The 20,477-nt window shown below is 29.7% G+C and carries 20 protein-coding genes and 1 pseudogene; 20 read left to right on the forward strand and 1 reads right to left on the reverse strand.

Going from position 1 to position 20,477, the window contains the following annotated elements:
- Positions 1-38: 38 nt before the first annotated feature.
- Complete coding sequence (locus HMPREF2930_RS03210) at positions 39-1,430, reverse strand: glycine--tRNA ligase (RefSeq protein ID WP_017176219.1); 1,392 nt, start codon at positions 1,428-1,430, stop codon at positions 39-41.
- A gap of 330 nt (positions 1,431-1,760) precedes the next feature.
- On the opposite strand from HMPREF2930_RS03210, the gene HMPREF2930_RS03215 reads away from it, so the two are divergent.
- From HMPREF2930_RS03215 to HMPREF2930_RS03310, 20 genes and pseudogenes are all read left to right on the forward strand, one after another.
- Positions 1,761-2,384 carry a transcriptional regulator CcpN gene (locus tag HMPREF2930_RS03215; protein WP_072291429.1) on the forward strand — a complete coding sequence of 208 codons (624 nt, stop codon included), beginning with the start codon at positions 1,761-1,763 and terminating at the stop codon, positions 2,382-2,384.
- A gap of 10 nt (positions 2,385-2,394) precedes the next feature.
- Positions 2,395-3,207 carry a pyruvate, water dikinase regulatory protein gene (locus tag HMPREF2930_RS03220; protein WP_017176221.1) on the forward strand — a complete coding sequence of 271 codons (813 nt, stop codon included), beginning with the start codon at positions 2,395-2,397 and terminating at the stop codon, positions 3,205-3,207.
- A gap of 63 nt (positions 3,208-3,270) precedes the next feature.
- The gene (gene dnaG, locus HMPREF2930_RS03225; RefSeq protein ID WP_017176222.1) at positions 3,271-5,079 is read left to right on the forward strand and encodes a DNA primase; all 1,809 of its coding nucleotides are present in this window, start codon (positions 3,271-3,273) and stop codon (positions 5,077-5,079) included.
- Positions 5,080-5,351: 272 nt separating this feature from the next.
- Positions 5,352-6,458, forward strand: coding sequence for an RNA polymerase sigma factor RpoD (gene rpoD / locus HMPREF2930_RS03230; protein ID WP_002449793.1), 1,107 nt, complete (start codon positions 5,352-5,354; stop codon positions 6,456-6,458).
- A 103-nt stretch (positions 6,459-6,561) separates the two neighbouring features.
- Complete coding sequence (locus tag HMPREF2930_RS03235; RefSeq protein WP_070597238.1) at positions 6,562-7,251, forward strand: tRNA (adenine(22)-N(1))-methyltransferase; 690 nt, start codon at positions 6,562-6,564, stop codon at positions 7,249-7,251.
- The gene (locus tag HMPREF2930_RS03240; protein ID WP_017176224.1) at positions 7,241-8,344 is read left to right on the forward strand and encodes a Nif3-like dinuclear metal center hexameric protein; all 1,104 of its coding nucleotides are present in this window, start codon (positions 7,241-7,243) and stop codon (positions 8,342-8,344) included. Before HMPREF2930_RS03235 ends, HMPREF2930_RS03240 begins: the two co-directional genes overlap by 11 nt.
- A 24-nt stretch (positions 8,345-8,368) precedes the next feature.
- Positions 8,369-9,714 (forward strand): annotated as a pseudogene (locus HMPREF2930_RS03245) (DEAD/DEAH box helicase).
- Positions 9,715-9,723: 9 nt separating this feature from the next.
- A complete protein-coding gene (locus HMPREF2930_RS03250; protein ID WP_017176226.1) occupies positions 9,724-10,614 on the forward strand; it encodes a deoxyribonuclease IV in 891 nt (296 codons plus the stop codon).
- A 120-nt stretch (positions 10,615-10,734) separates the two neighbouring features.
- Complete coding sequence (locus tag HMPREF2930_RS03255) at positions 10,735-11,511, forward strand: metal ABC transporter ATP-binding protein (protein WP_017176227.1); 777 nt, start codon at positions 10,735-10,737, stop codon at positions 11,509-11,511.
- A 56-nt stretch (positions 11,512-11,567) separates the two neighbouring features.
- Positions 11,568-12,413, forward strand: a complete 846-nt coding sequence (locus HMPREF2930_RS03260; protein WP_017176228.1) for a metal ABC transporter permease — start codon at positions 11,568-11,570, stop codon at positions 12,411-12,413.
- Positions 12,414-12,416: 3 nt separating this feature from the next.
- Positions 12,417-12,839 (forward strand): Fur family transcriptional regulator, encoded by a 423-nt coding sequence (locus HMPREF2930_RS03265; protein ID WP_002455286.1) that lies wholly within the window; start codon positions 12,417-12,419, stop codon positions 12,837-12,839.
- Positions 12,840-13,068: 229 nt separating this feature from the next.
- Positions 13,069-13,671 (forward strand): superoxide dismutase, encoded by a 603-nt coding sequence (locus HMPREF2930_RS03270; RefSeq protein WP_017176229.1) that lies wholly within the window; start codon positions 13,069-13,071, stop codon positions 13,669-13,671.
- Between the two features lie 130 nt (positions 13,672-13,801).
- The gene (locus tag HMPREF2930_RS03275; protein WP_017176230.1) at positions 13,802-15,847 is read left to right on the forward strand and encodes a peptidoglycan D,D-transpeptidase FtsI family protein; all 2,046 of its coding nucleotides are present in this window, start codon (positions 13,802-13,804) and stop codon (positions 15,845-15,847) included.
- A 122-nt stretch (positions 15,848-15,969) separates the two neighbouring features.
- The gene (rpmG, locus tag HMPREF2930_RS03280; protein WP_002449881.1) at positions 15,970-16,119 is read left to right on the forward strand and encodes a 50S ribosomal protein L33; all 150 of its coding nucleotides are present in this window, start codon (positions 15,970-15,972) and stop codon (positions 16,117-16,119) included.
- A gap of 210 nt (positions 16,120-16,329) precedes the next feature.
- Positions 16,330-16,881 (forward strand): 5-formyltetrahydrofolate cyclo-ligase, encoded by a 552-nt coding sequence (locus HMPREF2930_RS03285; protein ID WP_017176231.1) that lies wholly within the window; start codon positions 16,330-16,332, stop codon positions 16,879-16,881.
- Positions 16,881-18,338, forward strand: a complete 1,458-nt coding sequence (locus tag HMPREF2930_RS03290; RefSeq protein WP_070597240.1) for a rhomboid family protein — start codon at positions 16,881-16,883, stop codon at positions 18,336-18,338. The genes HMPREF2930_RS03285 and HMPREF2930_RS03290 overlap by 1 nt, the downstream gene beginning before the upstream one ends.
- A complete protein-coding gene (locus tag HMPREF2930_RS03295) occupies positions 18,322-18,525 on the forward strand; it encodes a YqgQ family protein (RefSeq protein WP_017176233.1) in 204 nt (67 codons plus the stop codon). The genes HMPREF2930_RS03290 and HMPREF2930_RS03295 overlap by 17 nt, the downstream gene beginning before the upstream one ends.
- Positions 18,522-19,508 (forward strand): ROK family glucokinase, encoded by a 987-nt coding sequence (locus tag HMPREF2930_RS03300; protein WP_002449785.1) that lies wholly within the window; start codon positions 18,522-18,524, stop codon positions 19,506-19,508. The genes HMPREF2930_RS03295 and HMPREF2930_RS03300 overlap by 4 nt, the downstream gene beginning before the upstream one ends.
- On the forward strand, positions 19,508-19,831 hold the full coding sequence (locus HMPREF2930_RS03305; protein ID WP_017176234.1) for an MTH1187 family thiamine-binding protein: 324 nt from the start codon (positions 19,508-19,510) through the stop codon (positions 19,829-19,831). The genes HMPREF2930_RS03300 and HMPREF2930_RS03305 overlap by 1 nt, the downstream gene beginning before the upstream one ends.
- Before the next feature lies 1 nt (position 19,832).
- Positions 19,833-20,459, forward strand: coding sequence for an MBL fold metallo-hydrolase (locus tag HMPREF2930_RS03310; RefSeq protein ID WP_017176235.1), 627 nt, complete (start codon positions 19,833-19,835; stop codon positions 20,457-20,459).
- Positions 20,460-20,477 lie beyond the last annotated feature (18 nt).

Below are 20,477 nucleotides of genomic sequence, written 5' to 3' on the forward strand. Positions count from 1 at the left end.
TATTACTCATAGTAAGTAATAAGTGGGTTCTTGTTATATTAAAACTTAACTTTTTCAGCTAAGAATGTTTCTAATTCTGAGATTGGCATACGAACTTGTTCCATAGAATCTCTATCACGTACTGTAACTTGATTATCTTCTAATGAATCAAAATCAAATGTAATACAGTAAGGAGTACCGATCTCATCTTGACGACGATAACGCTTACCAATTGATTGTGATTCATCAAAATCAACAGAAAACTTAGAACTTAATTGTTCAAAGATTTTAATTGCTTCTTCAGATAATTTTTTACTTAATGGTAAAACAGCAGCTTTATATGGCGCTAAAGCAGGGTGGAAATGCATTACTGTACGAGCATCTTTACTACCTTCAACGCCTTCTTCATCATAAGCATCACATAAGAAAGCTAATGTAACACGATCTGCCCCTAAAGAAGGTTCAATACAATATGGAATATATTTCTCATTTGTTTCTGGATCATGATATCTGAAATCTTCACCAGAATGTTCACTGTGCTTTTTCAAGTCAAAATCAGTACGGCTTGCAATACCCCATAATTCGCCCCAACCAAATGGGAATTTATATTCAATATCTGTAGTCGCATTAGAATAGTGAGATAATTCTTCTTCATCATGATCGCGTAATCTCATATTTTCTTCATTGATGTTTAAATCTTTTAACCATTGACTTGCAAATGTTTTCCAGTAATTTTGCCATTCAATTTCTTCACCAGGTTTACAGAAGAATTCTAATTCCATTTGTTCAAATTCTCTTGTTCTAAAAATAAAGTTACCAGGCGTGATTTCATTACGGAATGATTTACCGATTTGACCAATACCAAATGGTAATTTTTTACGCATTGAACGTTGAACATTTTTATAATTTACGAAAATACCTTGAGCAGTTTCTGGACGTAAAAATAGTTCATTAGTAGAGTCCTCAGTAACACCTTGGAATGTTTTAAACATTAAGTTAAATTGACGAATATCTGTCCAATTAGCAGTCCCACTTACAGGACATACAATGCCTTCATCATCGATAATACGTTTCATTTCCTCAAAACTTAAGCCATCAGCAATGAAATTTTCGTCACCTTTTTCATTTTGCATATAGTCTTCGATTAATTTATCTGCACGATAGCGAATTTTACTATCTTTATTATCAATCATTGGGTCGTTAAAATTACCTAAATGACCAGATGCTTCCCAAGTTTTTGGATTCATTAAAATGGCAGCATCAATCCCAACATTGTATGGTGATTGAGTAATGAATTTTTGCCACCATGCTTTTTTAATATTATTTTTTAATTCAACACCTAATGGACCATAATCCCATGTATTAGATAAACCACCGTAAATATCACTACCTGGGAATACAAATCCTCTATGCTTAGCTAGTGATACAATAGTATCCATATCTTTAACCATATTATCTCTCCTTTTAAAATAAAAACGTCCCAAGACAATAAATAAATATAAAATAATACTTATTATTATCTTGGGACGAGTTAATAATTCATCTATATAAATATATAGTGTTAACAAAATAACCCGCGGTTCCACCCAAATTAGTGTAGACACTCGCTTTTATGTAATGATATTGATAAGCCAATTTTTGAAATGTTAAGCTTCCACCGACCTTAACTCGCTTAATCATATTTTAATTCATAGAAAATTGAATAGCAAGGATTTATATGTATTTGTAGGTATATATATAAATAGGTATAATAAAAATGAAATTAAAAGGGGTGAAGACCTATAGAATTAAGTAAAAGACAAGAACAAATAATTGAAATAGTTAAAGATGGTGGCCCGATAACAGGTGAACATATAGCAGATAAACTTAATTTAACTCGTGCTACTTTACGTCCTGATTTAGCTATTTTAACTATGTCTGGTTTTATTGAAGCTAGACCACGTGTGGGTTATTATTATTCAGGTAAATCTAAGAATAAATTAGTCAGTGATCATTTACGTCAATATATAATAAAAGATCATATGTCTCTACCTGTTATCGTTAAAGAAGATATGACAATTTATGATGCTATATGTACTATATTTTTAGAAGATACAGGAACATTATTTATTACTAATCAAAAAGATGAATTGATTGGTGTGAGCTCGCGAAAAGATTTGTTACGTGCCTCTATGATTGGGCAAGATATTCATACTATGCCTATAAGTGTCATCATGTCACGTATGCCTAATATTGTTTATTTAGAAGAAGAAGACCTCGTCATCTATGCAGCAAGTCAAATGATAGATAAGGAAATTGATTCAATTCCCGTTGTTAGAAAAAAAGAAAATAGTAAATATAAAGTTGTAGGTAGAATATCTAAAACAACAATAACAAAATTATTTGTTTCATTATTTAAAGAATAGGTGATAAACAATGGAAAATATAAAGATAATCATTGCATCTGATTCAATAGGAGATACAGCTGAGTTGGTTGCTAGTGCTTGCGTCGCTCAATTTAATCCTAAAGCTTGTAAACATGGTTTTTTGAGATATCCTTATATAGAAACCTTTAAGGATATAGATGAAGTTATACAGGTCGCTATAGATAAAAATGCAATTATTGTATATACGTTAGTAGAACCAAAAATCAAAGCATATATGAAGAAAAAAGTAGACGCTTTCTCCTTAAAAGCTGTTGATATAATGGGTCCTCTAATGACACTACTTAATCAAACGCACGATGAGGAGCCGTATAATCAGCCAGGCAGAGTTCATAAATTAGACGATGCCTATTTCAAAAAAATAGATGCAATTGAATTTGCGGTAAAATATGATGATGGCAAAGATGCGAAAGGATTACCTAAGGCAGATATTGTTTTAATTGGCATTTCAAGAACTTCTAAGACACCTCTATCTCAGTATTTAGCGCATAAAAGCTATAAAGTAATGAACATTCCTCTAGTTCCAGAGGTAACGCCACCAGACGAATTGTTTAAAATTAATCCAAATAAATGTATAGCATTAAAGATTAGTGAAGATAAACTTAATTTAATAAGAAAACAACGACTTAAACAATTAGGATTAGGTGAGCATGCTAGATATGCTACTGAAGATAGAATTAAAGAAGAAATTCAATATTTTGAAAAAATTGTCGAAAAAATAGGATGTCCTGTTATTGATGTATCTGATAAGGCTATTGAAGAAACAGCAAATGATGTTATACAAATCATTGAAAGTAAAGCATAAATATTTAAAAACCTTCTATAAAAGTGTATAATACTATGACTACTATTTAATAGGTGATATATATTGCGTATAGAACAGTCTGTAATCAACGAAATAAAGGAAAAAACAGATATTTTAGATTTAGTAAGTGAATATGTGAAATTAGAAAAAAGAGGACGCAATTACATTGGTTTGTGTCCTTTTCATGATGAAAAAACACCTTCGTTTACAGTTTCTGAAGATAAACAAATATGCCATTGCTTTGGTTGTAAAAAAGGTGGAAATGTTTTTCAATTTATTCAAGACATTAAGGACATTTCATTCGTAGAAGCAGTACAAGAACTTGGAGAACGCGTTAATATAAAAGTAGATATTGGTCATTCTAATCCATCTACAACGCAGATAGCATCTGAAGACTTAAAAATGATTGAAATGCATGAATTAATTAATGAATATTATATGTATGCATTAATGAAATCCGTAGAAGGTGAAGAAGCTTTAAATTATCTTGTAAATCGTGGTTTCACTGAAGAATTAATAAAATCTCGTGGAATTGGGTATGCCCCTAATAACGCTCACTTTTGTCATGACTTTTTACAACAAAAAGGATATGACATAGAACTAGCTTATGAAGCTGGTTTGTTATCACGTAACGAAGAAAATTTTAGTTACTATGATCGTTTTAGAGATCGCATTATGTTTCCTTTAAAAAACGCTCAAGGAAGAATTGTCGGTTTTTCTGGTAGAACTTATAACAATCAAGAGCCTAAGTATTTAAATAGTCCTGAGACACCGATTTTTCAAAAGAGACGATTACTTTATAATCTTGATAGCGCAAGAAAGTCAATTAGAAAAAATGATGAAGTAATGTTGTTAGAAGGATTCATGGATGTAATTAAAGCTGATTACGCTGGATTAAAAACAGTAGTAGCAAGTATGGGTACAGCATTATCAGAAGATCACATTACAGTGTTAAAAAAATTAACCTCTAATATAACTTTAATGTTTGATGGAGACTTTGCTGGTCAAGAGGCCATTTTAAAAACTGGAGAACATTTACTTAAACATGGATTGAATGTATTTGTAGTACAATTACCAAAAAACATGGATCCCGATGAATATATAGTTAAATTCGGTAAAGAAAAATTTATAGAATTTATAAATAATGAGAAGAAATCGTTTATTATTTACAAAGTTCAATTCTATCGAGATGAAATTGAAAATAATGATCTAGCTTATGAGCGTCACTTTAAAGAGATTACTGAAGATCTTTCATTTGTCAGATCTTCAATATTAAAAAATAAAATTGTGAATGACGTAGCTGACATTTTCAATATTGATGCCAATACTATTATGTCCAATGTACATCAACAACCTGAATTTATCTCATATGAAGAAGACTATATTGGAAATACCAATGATAACTCGAATTTAAATTCTCAAAATTTAAATATTGTTTTTACACATTTAAACAAAAGTGAAAAAGCACAAAGAGCTTTATTAAAACACTTTATGATGGATAAAGATGTATTTCTAAATTATAATCGACAACTTGAAGCAAATGATTTTACGAATAAATATTTCCAAAGTATTTTTAAAGTGCTAACCGATTATTATTCTGAAAATGATTACTATTCGATTAGTGATTTAATATTATACATTGAAGATAAAGATATTAGAGAAGCAATCATACAGCTTGATGATTATGAATTAAATCGAGAACCTTATGATTTAGAAATTGAAGAATATATCTCAACTTTAAATGAAAACAAATATGAAGATTCTATTGAAGAACTTAATCATAAATTAAAAGAAGCACTTAGAATTGGTGACGTAGAATCTCAAAAGTATTATTTACAAATGATAGTTAATAAAAACAAGCAACGCATGTAGATGAACATTTAAATTAAAGGAATATAAACAAATATTAAACTTTTAATATAGTATTTATATTTAATAACCATTACTGTATAATGGTTATTATGCTTTTTTAAAGGGTAGAGAAATAATAAGTTAAATATTTATGAAATAAGGATATCATTTTATTACCTATAGAATGATAATATTTCATGTTTATTATAAAATATACTTTTCTTATTATAATAATTTATTATATAATTAAATATCTTAATTGAAAGTTGAAAATACGATTGGGAGGCCTTTTCATGTCTGATAACCAAGTTAAAATCAAAAAACAAACAATTGATCCGACTTTAACATTAGAAGATGTTAAAAAACAATTAATTGAAAAAGGTAAAAAGGAAGGTCATCTAAGTCATGAAGAAATTGCTGAAAAGCTGCAAAATTTTGACATGGATTCCGACCAAATGGATGATTTCTTTGACCAACTAAATGATAACGATATTAGTTTAGTAAATGAAAAAGATAGTTCAGATACAGATGAAAAATTAAATCCAAATGACTTAAGTGCGCCTCCAGGTGTTAAAATTAATGATCCTGTAAGAATGTACTTAAAAGAAATTGGACGTGTAAATCTTCTTAGCGCACAAGAAGAAATTGAATTAGCTAAACGTATTGAACAAGGTGATGAAGTAGCAAAATCTCGCCTTGCAGAAGCCAACTTGCGATTAGTTGTAAGTATTGCGAAACGATATGTTGGTCGTGGTATGCTTTTCTTAGACTTAATCCAAGAGGGAAATATGGGGCTTATCAAAGCAGTAGAAAAGTTCGATTTTAGTAAAGGATTTAAATTTTCTACTTATGCTACATGGTGGATTAGACAAGCCATTACACGTGCTATTGCTGACCAAGCTCGCACCATCCGTATTCCTGTGCATATGGTTGAAACAATTAATAAGCTTATTCGCGTACAAAGACAATTATTACAAGATTTAGGTCGTGATCCTGCTCCTGAAGAAATTGGTGAAGAAATGGATTTACCACCTGAAAAAGTTCGCGAAATACTTAAAATAGCTCAAGAGCCAGTATCCCTAGAAACGCCAATAGGTGAAGAAGATGACAGTCACTTAGGAGACTTTATTGAAGATCAAGAAGCACAAAGTCCTTCTGACCATGCTGCTTATGAGTTATTGAAAGAACAATTAGAAGACGTTTTAGATACACTTACTGATAGAGAAGAAAATGTTTTACGTTTAAGATTTGGCCTTGATGACGGACGAACTAGAACATTAGAAGAAGTAGGTAAAGTGTTCGGTGTTACAAGAGAACGTATTCGTCAAATCGAAGCTAAAGCGCTTAGAAAATTAAGACATCCAAGTCGTAGCAAGCGTCTTAAAGATTTTATGGACTAAGATTAATGCTAAATCTGAGTTAACGATAGATGTTATGTATAAAGAAATTTGAGGCTAAGACAATACTATGTCCTAGCCTCTTTTTATAATAAAGGAGATAACAATGATATCATTAAATCATAGATTAAAAGTTGTAAGCCAATACTTATTACCTAATTCATTAGCTGATATCGGTTCTGATCACGCTTATTTACCTATTTATGCATTACAACATCATCTATGCGATGATGCTATTGCTGGTGAAGTAATAAAAGGACCTTATACAGCTGCTAAAACGAATGTAGCACAGCATCAACTTACTCAACATATCGATGTTCGATTAGGTGATGGTCTTAGTATTCTAACTGAGAAAGATAAAGTAGATAATGTCACAATTTGTGGAATGGGTGGACCTTTGATAGCGAAAATATTAGATGAGGGTAAAAATAAACTTGCACATCAACCACGTCTAATTTTGCAAAGTAATATTCAAACTGAAACCTTACGCAAGACACTTCAACATCTTAATTATGATATTATTGCTGAAGAAATTTTAGAAGAAAAAGGGCATATCTATGAAATTGTAGTTAGTGAATGGAAAGAAAATCTTAATCTTCTTAATAAGAAATCACTTAAATTTGGTCCTATTCTTTTAAATCATAAAAACGATATTTTTATAAAAAAATGGGAAAGAGAGTTAGCAGCTTTAGAGTATATTCGTAATCAATTGAATCCAATACAACATCATGAGAGACTAGAAGAGATTGAAGAAGAGATATCAATGATAAGAGAGGTGCTCTATAATGAAAATTAAAGAACTAATGTCAATTATTGACCAACATGTTCCCCTTAAAACTGCTGAAAGCTGGGATAATGTGGGTTTATTAATTGGAGATGACACTAAAGAAATAACAGGTATTTTGACAGCATTAGATTGCACAATGGAAGTAATAGAAGAGGCAATTAGCAAAGGATACAATACAATTATTGCGCATCACCCTTTAATTTTTAAAGGTGTTAAATCATTAGTTAATGATGGATACGGTAAATTGATACACATGCTTATTCAAAATGATATTCAACTTATTGCTTTACACACCAATTTAGATAATCACATTGATGGTGTCAATGAGATGCTAGCAAAAAAATTAAATTTAACTAATATTAGATTTTTAAATGAAGAAGAATCTTTTTATTATAAAGTACAAACTTACATTCCGGAAGAAAATCTAGAATCATTTAAATATCATATAAATAATATTGGTCTAGCAAAAGAAGGGAATTATGAATATTGTTTCTTTGAGTCCAAAGGTAAAGGTCAATTCAAACCAGTTGGAGACGCTCGCCCTCATATTGGAGAACTAAATCGAATTGAACATGTAAATGAAGTGAAGGTAGAATTTATGATTCGTAAAGATCAATTAAGTATTGCTAAAAATGCAATTATTAATTACCATCCTTATGAAACACCTGTATACGATTTTATTAAGATGACGACATCTGCTAATTATGGTCTTGGAAAAATAGGTGAACTAAATGAACCATTAAATTTAGAAGATTTTGCTAAATATGCTAAAGCACATTTAAATATTCCTAGCGTTCGTTATACAGGTCCTTCAGAAGCGTTAATTAAAACAGTTGCTATTATCGGAGGTGCTGGTATCGGTTTTGAAACTAGTGCTTTTAAAAAGGGAGCAGATGTTTTCGTTACTGGAGACATAAAACATCATGATGCACTTGATGCTAAAACTAATGGCATTCATTTATTAGATATCAATCATTATAGTGAGTACGTTATGAAAGAAGGACTTAAAGACTTACTAGGACGATGGTTATTTAGTAATGATAGTAAGCAGTTTAATATAGAAGCTTCAGAAATAAATACAGATCCATTTAATTATATTTAAAACAATACAAAGGAGGCCAGATGAATGGCTAATCATCCATTTGAAATATTTAATTTAAATCCAAATCTTATTGATGCAGTTAAAGATTTAAATTTTAATAAACCTACTGAAATTCAAAATAGAATTATTCCACGTATAAAAAAGGGACTAATTTAATTGGTCAATCACAAACCGGTACTGGCAAATCACACGCCTTTTTATTACCTTTAATAGATTTAATTAATACTGACATTAAAGAACCTCAAAGTATTGTTGTTGCACCAACTCGTGAATTAGCACAACAATTATATAAAGTGGCTAGTCATCTAGCTAGTTTTCAATCAGATATTAAAGTAAGTTTATTTATTGGTGGTACTGACATAGAGAAAGATAAACAACGAACAAATCAACAACCTCAATTAGTGATTGGTACACCAACACGAATCAATGATTTAGCTCAGAGTGGACATTTGCATATTCATAAGGCATCATATTTAATTATCGATGAAGCAGATTTACTCATTGATTTAGGGTTAATAGAAGATGTGGATTATATTGCTGCTCGTTTAGATGAAAATGCTAATATTGCAGTCTTTAGTGCAACAATTCCAAAATCATTAGAACCGTTTTTAAATAAGTATCTTAGTCACCCTGAATATGTTGTAGTTGATAACAAATCCCAAAATAAAAAAAATATTGAATTTTATTTGATTCCTACTAAAGGAACTGAAAAAGTTGATAAAACTTTACAATTAATTGATATACTAAATCCATATCTATGTATTATTTTTTGTAACAGTAGAGAAAATGCAAATGAACTTGCTCAATCTCTTAATGAGTCTGGCATTAAAGTAGGTATGATTCATGGCGGTTTAACACCTAGAGAACGTAAACAACAAATGAAACGTATTCGGAATTTAGATTTCCAATATGTTATTGCAAGTGATTTAGCTTCAAGAGGAATTGATATTGAAGGCGTTAGTCATGTAGTAAATTTTGATGTTCCTAATGATATTGATTTCTTTACTCATAGAGTGGGTAGAACAGGACGTGGAAATTATAAAGGCGTGGCTATAACGTTATATAGCCCAGATGAAGAACATAATATTTCTCTTATTGAAGATAAAGGCTATCACTTTGATAATGTTGATATTAAAAATGGAGAACTTAAGCCAATCAAAGCGCACAATACACGTCATAAACGTGAACGTAAAGATGATCATTTAACAAATCAAGTAAAACATAAAGTAAGAAGTAAATCTAAAAATAAAGTTAAACCAGGCTATAAAAAGAAATTTAAACAAGAAGTAGAAAGAATGAAACGACAAGAGAGAAAGCAATACAGTAAACAACGTAGTAGACAACAACGAAAAAACAATAAAAAAGGTTAGGTGAAACAAATGTTAATTGGCTCACATGTATCAATGAGTGGTAAAAAAATGTTAGAAGGATCGGCCGAAGAAGCACATCAATTTGGTGAATCAACATTTATGATTTATACAGGTGCACCTCAAAATACAAGAAGAAAAAATATAAACGATTTAAATATTGAAAAAGGTCATAAAGTTATGGAACAATATGGTTTATCCAATATTGTTGTACACGCTCCTTACATAATAAATATAGCAAATACAACGAAGCCTGAAGTTTACGAACTAGGTGTGAATTTCCTTCAAAATGAGATTGAACGCACGCAAGCTATAGGAGCGAAAGATATTGTCTTACATCCAGGTGCGCATGTAGGTGCCGGTGCAGATAAAGGAATTAATCAGATTATTAAAGGATTAAATGAAGTATTAACACATGATCATGATGTACGAATTGCACTTGAAACAATGGCTGGGAAAGGAACAGAAATTGGACGTAGTTTTGAAGAACTTGCTCGCATTATTGATGGTGTGACACATAACGATCGATTATCTATTTGCTTTGATACCTGTCATACACATGATGCTGGTTATAATATCAAAAATGATTTTGATGGAGTTTTGAATGAGTTTGATAAAATCATTGGAATAGACCGTATTAAAGTTGTTCATGTAAATGATAGTAAAAATGAACAAGGTGCACATAAAGACCGACACGAAAATATTGGATTTGGATATATTGGTTTTGACGCCTTGAATAATGTGGTACATCATGAAGCTTTTAAAGACATTCCTAAAATCCTTGAAACTCCTTATGTAGGAGAAGATAAGAAAAATAAAAAGCCGCCTTATCGCTTTGAAATCGAAATGTTAAAATCTCAAATTTTTGACCCCAAATTAAAAGAAAAAATATTGAATCAATAATTAAAATAAGAGTAAGATAGCATAATCTACAAAGAGGCTATCTTACTCTTGTTTTAATTCGTAAACATTACTATTTACAAAAAACATATATAATTGTATAGTATTTAGCGAGGTGAAAAGATGAATCAACCTGTTTTTGAATTAAAAAATATTGATTATTATTTTGATAATAAACAAGTATTAGAAAACATTAATATTCGAATTAATAAAGGTGACTTTCTTGCAATTGTTGGTCCTAATGGAGCCGGTAAATCTACTCTTTTAAAGGTTATTCTTGGCTTGTTACCATTACAACACGGTGAAATATACATTGACGGGAAATATTATAAAAAAAATACTCAATCTGCATTAAAAATTAGTTATGTATCTCAAAAAGCCAATGCTTTTACTGCAGGATTTCCTGCTAGTGTGAAAGAAGTTGTTTTAAGTGGTTTAACTAAAACGAAAAGAATTTTTCAGTGGTTTAATAAAAGTGATGAACAACAAGTAGATAATGTTTTACATCGTTTAAACATTCATCATCTAAAGAATAAAAATATTGCAGAATTATCAGGTGGACAACAACAACGTGTACTAATTGCACGCGCTTTAATTTCAAATCCATCCGTCTTAGTATTAGACGAACCGACAAATGGGATTGATGCAAAACATGTGAATGAATTCTATGCCACCTTGCAACATTTAAAAGAAGAAGGTATAACGATTATTTTAGTTACTCATGATATAGGCGTTGTGGTAGACACAGCTACAAAAGTCGCTTGCTTAAATAAACATCTTCATTTCCACGGTTCTACTGAAGAATTTAAGTCTCTTGATGAAGTTGAAATTTCAAAAATATATGGTCATCCAATTAAATTTGTTGATCATCAACATAATCGTTCATGCTGTGAAGCATAATTTTAAATAGGAGTTAATTATGATAAGTATATGGATTGAATTAAGAGGTGAATATCATGATTGAAGCATTGTTAAATTTTGATTTTATGAGATATTCACTTTTAAGTGGGATATTGATTGGTTTTATTGCACCTTTAATTGGTGCATTTATAGTAGTAAGGCGATTATCATTAATTGCTGATGCTTTAAGTCACGTCACACTAGGCGGTATTTCGTTTGGAATGTTTATTATTACCTTATCACCAGCATTAGCATTTATAAACCCTATGTGGTTTGGTATAATCTTTGCAATAGTTGGAGCTTTACTTATAGAAAAATTAAGAACTTCATATTCAAACTATCAAGAAATTGCAATTCCAATTATAATGAGTGCAGGAATTGCATTAAGTGCAATTTTTATTTCTCTAGCTGATGGGTTCAATCAAGAAATTGTTGGGTTATTATTCGGTTCAATTAGTGCTGTAAATTTAAGTGACTTAATCACAATTACGATTATTTCAATCGTCGTATTATTATTCATTCTTTTATTATACAAAGAATTATTTATTTTATCTTTTGATGAGGAATATAGTAAGGTTATTAATATTCCAAAATGGATTCAGTTTTTATTTATAACGATTGTTGCTATGGTCATTTCTGCATCAATGAGAGTAGTAGGAATTTTACTCGTGAGTGCATTAATTACATTACCTGTGGCTATAGCAATGCGATTAACTAAAGGATTTAAACAGTTGATTATCTTAAGTATTGTTATAGGTGAATGTTCTGTTATTCTAGGGCTTACCTTAGCATTTTATATTAATATATCTCCTGGTGGTGTCATCGTGGTATTATTAGTTCTAATTTTAGGAATAACGATGTTACTACAGAAAACTAAACGAACTGCCAAAAAGGAGCATTAAATTATGAATACAAATGACGCTATTAAAATTTTAAAAGACAATGGGTTAAAATATACTAAGAAAAGAGAAGATATGATTAATATCTTTGTTAATGAAGATAAATATATTAATGCTAAATATATACAACAACAATTAGACAATGATTATCCAGGTATATCTTTTGATACTATTTATCGTAATCTTCATCTTTTTAAAGATTTAAATATTGTTGAAAGTACAGAATTAGATGGAGAAATGAAATTTAGAATCGCTTGTACTAATCATCATCATCATCATTTTATATGTGAAAATTGTGGGGATACAAAAGTAATAGATTTTTGTCCAATTGAGCAAGTTAAGCAATTCCTACCTAATGTAGATATTCATACTCATAAATTAGAGGTATATGGTATATGTGAAACTTGCCATAATAAAGGTATAAATTAAAATGAGAAATGTTCTGAGACGTAAGTAAGCGTCTCAGTTTTTTATAGGTCAAAAGTCTGAATTTCTACTAATATTGAAATATATGTTTAAAAACTACTAAAATGAGATATAAGAAGAGTATAATAAGAAATATGACAACTATGTGAATAATATTTAAAGCAAATGATTTGTTGCACATCACATAGCTTGTTATTATTTATGTAAAGATAATTTAGGAGGATGATTATTTATGGCTTTTGAATTACCAAATTTACCATATGCAGCAGATGCATTAGAACCACATATCGACAAAGAAACAATGGAAATTCATCATGACAAACATCATAACACTTATGTTACAAAATTAAATTCTGCAGTTGAAGGTACTGATTTAGAATCTAAATCAATTGAAGAAATTGTTGCAAATTTAGATAGTGTACCTGAAAATATTCAAACAGCAGTACGTAATAATGGTGGAGGTCATTTAAATCACTCATTATTCTGGGAATTATTAACTCCTAATTCTGAAGAAAAAGGTACTGTAATTGATAAAATTAAAGAACAATGGGGTTCTTTAGATGAGTTTAAAAAAGAATTCGCTGATAAAGCTGCAGCACGTTTTGGTTCAGGTTGGGCTTGGTTAGTAGTAAATAATGGAAAATTAGAAATTGTTACTACTCCAAATCAAGATAACCCTATTACTGAAGGAAAAACTCCAATTTTAGGTTTAGATGTTTGGGAACATGCTTATTACCTTAAATATCAAAATAAACGTCCTGATTATATCAGTGCTTTCTGGAATGTTGTAAATTGGGAAAAAGTAGACGAGTTATACAATGCTGCTACAAAATAATAAATAAAAAAAGTATTTATTAGTGGTCTCTTTTTGGGAGATCACTTTTTTTTATGAAAAATATAGAAAAATTATACAATTTCATATATCATTTATACGTATACATGATTAATAATTGAGGTCGGTTGTCTTGCTTAAAAGATTAAAAGAAAAATCAAATGATGAAAAAATAAAACATACGATGAATAAACGAATTAGTTTTATATTTGGTGCAATTGTTTTGATTTTCGTATTAATTGTCCTAAGACTAGGATATTTACAAATTGCACAAGGTGCACATTATAGTCAATTAGTGAAAAATGATGAGAATATTACTGTCAATGAATCCGTACCACGAGGAAGAATACTAGATAGAAATGGCAAAATTTTAGTTGATAATGCTTCGAAATTAGCAATTACCTACACTCGTTCTAGAAAAACCAGTCAACAAGATATGTTAAACACCGCTAAAAAATTAGCTAAACTCATTACAATGAATACTGATAAGATTACAAAGCGAGATAAACAAGACTTTTGGATACAAAATCATCCAAAAGAAGTTAATAAATTAATGAAAAAAGAAACAACTATGCTTAACAATGGTAGCATAAGTCAAGAACAGTACGATAAACAATTACATAGTAAAATTACAGAAACTCAATTAAATAGTTTATCTAAGCATGATTTACAAGTATTAGCTATATACAGAGAAATGTCAGCTGGATCTACACTTGATCCGCAAATGATAAAAAATGAAGATGTTAGTGAAAAGGAATATGCTGCTGTTTCTCAACAATTGGATAATTTACCTGGTGTCAATACTTCAATGGATTGGGATCGAAAATATCCATATGGTGAAACTTTAAGAAGTATATTTGGTAGTGTCTCTACACCTTCTGAGGGTATTCCTAAAGAATTAACTGAACAGTATTTAGCAAAAGGATATTCTAGAAATGACAGGGTTGGGAAAGCTTATCTAGAATATCAATATGAAGACATTCTACGTGGTAAAAAGAAACAGTTGAAATACACTACTGATAAATCTGGTAAAGTTATTAGTTCTAAAGTGATTAACCCTGGGTCACGCGGAAATGATTTACAACTAACCATTGATATTGATTTACAGAAAAAAGTTGAGTCTCTATTAGAAAATGAAATAAAAACACTGCGTAGTCAAGGAGCAACAAATATGGACAATGCTCTTGTAGTTGTTCAAAATCCTAAAAATGGTGATATTCTTGCAATGGCTGGAAGACAAATTGATAAAAAAGGTGAACTGCTAGATTATGATTTAGGTAATTTTACTGGTCAATTTGCAGTCGGTTCTTCTGTTAAAGGAGCAACCTTATTAACTGGTTATCAAAATCATACTATCAAAGTCGGTGAAGAAATGATTGATGAACCTTTACACTTTAGTGGCGGACTAACTAAACGTTCTTACTTTAACCAAAATGGCAAAGTCCTAATTAACGACAAAGAAGCATTAATGCATTCTTCAAACGTATATATGTTTAAAACTGCTTTAAGACTAGCTGGTGATCCTTACTCAAGTGGTATGAATTTACCTAATAATATTGAAGAAGCTGGTCAAAAACTGAGAAAAGGTCTAAATCAAGTAGGATTAGGTGTTAAAACAGGTATCGATTTACCAAATGAAACAATTGGTCAAATTGAACCATTAACTAATAATCCAGGCAATTATTTAGATTTATCAATAGGTCAATATGATACTTATACACCTATTCAACTTTCACAATATATATCTACAATTGCAAATAATGGTTACAGAGTACAACCACACATTGGTTTAGCTATACATGACGCAACAAATAGTGATCAGGTAGGACCTGTAAAAGATAAAATTAAAGGTAATATACTAAATAAAGTCAATAATTCTCAAGATGAGATAGATGAAGTAAAACAAGGATTCAAGATGGCTTTCAATGAAAAAGATGGTACAGGCTATGCAAGCTTCCATAAAACTGTTGTTCCATCAGCTGGTAAAACTGGTACTGCTGAAGTTTATCAAAATGGACAACCTAGAGTTAACTCAACATATATAGGTTATGCGCCTGTTAAAGATCCTAAATTAGCTTTTTCTATCGTATATACTAATCAACCTGTTCCACCACCATGGTTAAATGGGGGAGATTTAGGAAGAGATATCATTAATTACTACTTTAAAAATGAAAAATAATTTGAATAACCGTTGATAAGATGCTTTTCTATTTAACACTAGTAAAAATTAATACTTTTCAATTAATCGTCTAAGTGGTATGATAATAAAGTCGTATTTAGAAAAGGTAAGGAGGTATAATCATGCGCGTAAACGTAACATTAGCTTGTACTGAATGTGGTGACAGAAACTACATTACTACTAAAAATAAAAGAAACAATCCTGAACGTATTGAAATGAAAAAATATTGTTCACGTGATAACAAACAAACTCTACATCGTGAAACTAAATAATATTAAAAGTAAAAAGGTTGGAACAAAATTGTTCCAACCTTTTTTACTTTAGTAGCTCATTCAACTATTAATAATCCTAAATATATAATCAACAACTATATTTATTTTATATAAATTAATATAATTTTTTAACTTAAAATAATTTGAATTATCACAAATGACATCACTATATAATAACGTTATAATATATATTAAAGGATGGGAGAAAGAATGGGTAAAAAACAAATTAGAAAAAATATCTTATCACAAATGAAAGACTTTGATAAAAAAAGTAAGCATAAAGCTGATATTTGGTTAATGAAACAATTAATTGAAAACGAAAAATTCAAAAATGCACATCGTATCGGTATATTTTTGTCTATGCCACACGAGATTAATACATACAATATTATTAATTTCGCTTTAGATAATGGAAAACAAATTTTTGTGCCCAATACAGATTACAGAAGTCGTAATATGAACTTTAAACAACTATTAGATTTGTCATCAATAGCTACCGATGATAAAGGCATTAATTATGTTAATGAAGATACATCTATTAGTAATGACATGGATTTACTTATTGTACCTGGAGTAGCTTTTCAAACAAATGGTTTTCGTATAGGGTATGGAGGAGGTTACTATGATAAATTTCTAAATCAACACGATATTAACTCAATTAGTCTTATATATGACTTCCAAATATCAGATTTTGATGTGGAAAAACATGATCAACCTGTAGATAATTTAATTATATGTAACACTAAATTTGGGAGGAATTAATGAATATTGATAAACTATATTGGAAATCAATTTATTATTGGATCAAATATTTTAACTATAAATTAGAACACACAGATAAAAATACAAATGAAATTTGGTTATTCAATAAGAAAAAAGAAGAACTTATTGTATTTAGAAAAGAAGTGAGTTCAACTCAAGAGATACGCTTCGACAAATCTAAAATAAATGATCATAAAGAGAATTTACAAAAAAAGTTAGGATTTAAAATTAAAAAAGTTGAGTTCTTCTACTTTTTAGAAACATCGATGAATATTGATAATTTCGATGAAACGCATCCTACTAAGTTGATTTATCATAGTATCACTAATGAAAAAGACTTAGAAAATACAATGCCTAATTTTATTTTAAAAAAACGCGTTAATAAAAAAGATAAAAAATCATCGTTAGATTATAAAAAGCGTGTACTTAATACGAACCTTATTGATAAGTATATGATGATATTTTCACCAATGACTTATACACTTATAGCTATAAATGTCCTAGTATGGTTATATATGAAGATTTATCTAAATCATTTTTCAGATATTAAGCTACTAGATGTTGGGGGATTAGTACACTTCAATGTAGTGCACGGAGAGTGGTACCGTCTTATTACCTCGATGTTTTTACATTTTAATTTTGAACATATTTTAATGAATATGCTATCTTTATTCATTTTTGGTAAAATTGTAGAGACGATCGTTGGTCCATATAAAATGTTAGGTATCTATTTAATTTCTGGATTATTTGGAAACTTTGCTTCGTTATCCTTTAATATAAGTACAATATCTGTTGGTGCAAGTGGAGCCATTTTTGGTCTTATAGGGGCTATTTTAACGATGATGTACTTAAGTAAGACTTTTAATAAGAAAATGATAATACAATTGTTAGTTGTTGTATTAATATTGATTTTTGTCTCGCTATTTATGTCGAATATTAATTTAATGGCTCATTTAGGTGGTTTCATAGGTGGTATCCTTATTACATTAATAGGCTATTATTTTCATGAAAATCGTAATTTATTTTGGTTATTTTTAATTTTATTATTAGTACTTTTTGTTTTATTACAAATTAGAATATTTTCAATTAAAGAAGAAAATATTTACGATAAACTTATTAAAGACGAAATGATATCCTATAATTATGATGATGCTTTATCAATTGTTGAACATACAATCAATAAAGGATACGATGATGATGAAACATATTACTTAAAAGGTTTAATAACTGCTACTAAAAGTTCTAAAGCAGAGGCAATGGCTGATTGGGAAAGAGGCCTAAGAAGTCATCCTAACTCTGCATTATTAAACTATGAATTATCCATAGCTAATAGAGCATTAAATGATAACGATAAATCTTTAAAATATATAAAAAAAGCTTTGAAAATTGATGCCAATAACCAAAGCTATAAAAATTTAGAAAAAGAATTGAAAGATAGTAATGAATCGAAAAATTAACAATTTTTATGATGTCTTGCAACTTTTGAAACGTTATGGTTTTATTATATATTTTAAAGATAAAGAAGATATGTATGAAATGATGCAACAAGAAATACGTTCTCTTTACAATTATGATCTTTTAACAAATGAAGAATATCTAAAATGTATTTTAATAATTAATCAAAGAAGGAATGAGCATAAATGAAAAATATTATTTTAGCAGCTGATATAGGTGGAACAACATGTAAACTTGGTATCTTTGATACAAAATTAGAACGATTACATAAATGGTCTATTGAAACCGATACTTCAGACCATACAGGTCGAACTTTATTAAGGCAAGTCTTTGATTCTTTTAAAGAAGCAACTGAATCTTATCATTTTGATCTTCAAAATGTTATCGGAGTTGGTATAGGAGTTCCTGGTCCTGTTGATTTTGAAACGGGAATCGTACATGGGGCTGTTAATTTACATTGGCCTGGAAATGTAAATGTGAGAGAGATTTTTAGTGAATTTATAGATTGTCCTGTATATGTGGATAATGATGCAAATGTAGCTGCACTGGGTGAAAAGCATAAAGGTGCTGGTCAAGGTGCAAATGATGTAGTTGCTATTACACTTGGTACTGGTCTTGGTGGAGGCATCATTTCAAATGGTGAAATTGTACATGGTCATAATGGTTCAGGTGCAGAAATAGGTCATATTAGAACTGATTTTGATCAACGTTTTAATTGTAATTGTGGCAAATCAGGATGTATTGAAACTGTTGCTTCAGCTACTGGAGTGGTTAATTTAGTCAATTTTTATTATCCTAAACTAACTTTTAAATCATCTATTTTATCACTTATAAAAGAGAATAAAGTAACTGCTAAAGCTGTATTTGATGCAGCAAAAGCAGGAGATCAATTCTGTATATTTATAACAGAGAAGGTCGCAAATCATATCGCTTATTTATGTAGTATAATTAGTGCTACAAGCAATCCTAAATATATTGTTTTAGGTGGAGGAATGTCTACAGCTGGATTAATATTAATTGAAAATATTAAAACAGAATATCATAATTTAACATTTACTCCTGCTCAAAAAGATACTGAAATTGTCCAAGCAAAACTTGGAAATGATGCTGGTATCACTGGTGCTGCTGGACTAATAAAAACATATATAATTGAAAAGGATGGTGTTAAATAATGGCTATTATTGATGTAGTTGTTATACCAGTCGGAACGGAAGGTCCTAGTGTTAGTAAATATATTGCAGAAATCCAAACGAAACTAGAAGCATTTAAAAAGCAAGGTAAAATTGACTATCAATTAACCCCTATGAATACGCTTATCGAAGGTGATCTTAAAGATTTATTTGAAGTAGTTCAAGCAATTCACGAATTACCATTTGATAAAGGATTAGATAGAGTATGTACAAATATCCGTATTGATGATAGAAGAGATAAGTCTCGTAAAATGAATGATAAATTAAAATCTGTTCAAAAACATTTAGATAAACAAGGTGAATAATATGAGAATTTCTAATTTATCTTTAGGATTAGTTGATACAAACGCGTATTTTGTAGAAAGCGATAACAGTGTATTATTAGTTGATCCTGCTGGAGAATCTGATAAAATATTTAAGAAATTAAATCAAATCAATAAACCTTTAAAAGCAATACTACTTACACACGCTCATTTTGATCATATTGGTGCTTTAGACGATGTATTATCCAAATATGATGTACCTGTTTATATGCATAAAGAAGAATTTTCTTTCTTAACTGATCCTGAAAAAAATGGTTCTTCAAAATTTAAACAATATGGTATGCCACTCACTACTAGTAAAGCTCAACCAATTGCTTTAGATGAAGGTAATTTTACAATCGATGAATTTAAATTCAATGTTCTTCATACACCAGGTCATTCGCCAGGAAGTTTAACTTACGTTTTTGACGATTTTGCAGTAGTAGGAGATACATTATTTAATAACGGTATTGGAAGAACAGACTTATATAGAGGAGACTATGAAACATTAGTAGACTCAATTAAGGATAAATTATTTGAATTAGACGGAGATTTGCCTTTATTCCCAGGTCATGGTCAATACACTACGGTAGATGACGAACAACTCAATCCATATTTAGATGGACAATAAAAAAGTAATTTAAACACC

Origin of the sequence: Staphylococcus sp. HMSC068C09, from assembly GCF_001813735.1 — a bacterium.
Classification (GTDB): Bacteria; Bacillota; Bacilli; order Staphylococcales; family Staphylococcaceae; genus Staphylococcus; species Staphylococcus hominis.